This window comes from Microbispora sitophila (assembly GCF_014892245.1).
GTDB lineage: Bacteria > Actinomycetota > Actinomycetes > Streptosporangiales > Streptosporangiaceae > Microbispora > Microbispora siamensis.
On the sequence record NZ_JADBGC010000077.1, the window covers coordinates 1 to 2,094 of the forward strand.

Here is a 2,094-nt window from a genome sequence, read left to right on the forward strand (position 1 = left end):
GGTTGATCATCGCCTGGCGCAGCGCGCTGCCGGACAGGGACTGCATCCAGCCGGGCTGCTGGGAGTGCCAGGCCAGCGTGTGCCCGCGCACCTGCTTGCCGTTCTGCACCGCCCAGTTGTAGATCCGATCGGCGTTGGTGAAGTTGAACTGGTTCTGGTTGGGCTCGGTGGCGTCGATCTTCATCTCGTTCTCGGCCGTCACCATGTTGAACTCACGGTTCGCGATCGTGGTGTACGCCGAGTCACCCAGCTTGCCCGCACTGATCGCCGTACCGAAATACCGGCCGCTCTGCGCGGCCGCCGCGCCCAGCGTGCTCGCCGCCGCGTCGGCGGGAACCGACACCGCCACGGCGGTGATCGCGCCGAGAACGCCGAGGGCGCCGGCGAGCAGCACCCGGCCGCGGCGTGGCCGCCGGAGCCGATCTGAGGGGGTGGCGTTCGTATCCATGCCTGAGCCTCCACAACTGAATCACGGAAAGCGGGACATCCGCGGGATCGGCACCGCGTCCCATCGCGGGGACGCACACCACGAGGGCGTCGCGGACGGCGACCCCCTGCCACTTCACCACCGACCTGGCAGGGGGAGACCGCCTCGGGGACTCAGTCTGGAAACCTCGCCGAAATGTGTCAAGACTATCTTGAAACTTTCGGCCGCCGTGCTCGCTGGACACGCCTGACTTGCGCTCCGATGAGCGCTCCTGCCATCGAAAACATGGCGATGACCTCGCCGCGCGAGGAGAGTCGTTGATGAAAGTTTCAGTGCGATGCCGGCGCGGAAGGCGGCCCGGTCATCCCCGATAACGCCAGTTGAGCGCCGTCCGGCCCGCGCGGCGGCATGGAACGGCGACGCGCCGGGGCCCTTGACGGCGCCTCCCGCTTCGTATTTGCTCCGGCGCACAACCATCAGCCGGTCGCCGTGAGGGGAGGAGCAGTCGGCTCGCCCAGATGATGTTAACGCTCACAAGGCTACTGGCGAGTGCTACGGAACCGGCCCTCGCCTCCGACGGCCCCGCCGATGGAGACCGCGCCGCCACACCTGCCTCACCTCGTCCACCTCGTCGCCATCGAAGGAGTCGATCAGCGGCCGATGTTAACGCTCACATATCGGTACCGCCTCGGAGAGAGGCCGAGCACGCGCGACCTCCACGTCAGCTCACAACGGAAGGACATGGCGTGAAACGAAGGCTCAGAGCCGTACTGGCGGCCGCCGCCCTGCCTCTGGTGGTGGCGGGCATGCTGCTGGGCGCCCGGCCCGCCGCGGCGGCGTCGCTGACCCGGGTGACCGGTTTCGGCACCAACCCGACGAACCTGAACATGTACCTCTACGTGCCCGACAGGGTCGCGGCACGGCCCGCGCTGCTGGTCCTGGTCCACTACTGCGGCGGCTCGGCCGGCGCGATCTTCAACGGCAACGGGCACGACTACGTCACCGCGGCCGACCGGTACGGCTACATCATCGTGGTCCCCGAGGCCACCCGCAGCGAGAAGTGCTTCGACGTGTCCACCCCCGCCGCGCTCAGACGCGACGGCGGCAGCGACTCCACCGGCATCATGTCGATGGTCGCCTACACCCGCCAGCGCTACAACGTCGACCCCGGACGCATCGTGGTCAGCGGCTTTTCCTCCGGCGCCATGATGACCAACGTCCTGGCCGCCGAATACCCCGACGTGTTCTCGGCCGCCTCGGCCTTCTCCGGCGTACCCGCAGGCTGCTTCGCCACCACCAACGGCTCACTGTGGAACAGCCAGTGCTCCGGCGGGCAGCTCATCAAGACCGCCCAGCAATGGGGCGACCAGGCCCGCGCCATGTACCCCGGCTACACCGGCCGCTACCCCCGCATGCAGCTGTGGCACGGCACCACCGACACCACACTCGCCTACCCCAACTTCGGCGAAGAGATCAAGCAGTGGACCAACCTGAACGGGCTGAGCCAGACCCCCGCGTTCACCGACCACCCGCAGTCGTCGTGGACCCGCACCCGCTACGGCAACACCGGCACCCAGGCCACCGTCGAAGGCATCAGCATCTCCGGCGTCGGCCACCAACTCCCCATGGCCGGCCAGCTCGCCTACGCCATCTCCTTCCTCGGCCTC

The 2,094-nt window shown here is 68.2% G+C and carries 2 protein-coding genes; one reads left to right on the forward strand and one right to left on the reverse strand.

Annotation, left to right across the window (positions count from 1 at the left end; all coding sequences use genetic code 11):
• A partial coding sequence (locus IL992_RS45455; protein WP_193209490.1) for an endo-1,4-beta-xylanase occupies window positions 1–448 on the reverse strand: 448 nt, incomplete at its 3' end.
• A 725-nt stretch (window positions 449–1,173) separates the two neighbouring features.
• Here IL992_RS45455 and IL992_RS45460 point away from each other — a divergent pair.
• On the forward strand, window positions 1,174–2,094 hold a 921-nt coding region (locus tag IL992_RS45460), incomplete at its 3' end, for an extracellular catalytic domain type 1 short-chain-length polyhydroxyalkanoate depolymerase (protein WP_319019262.1).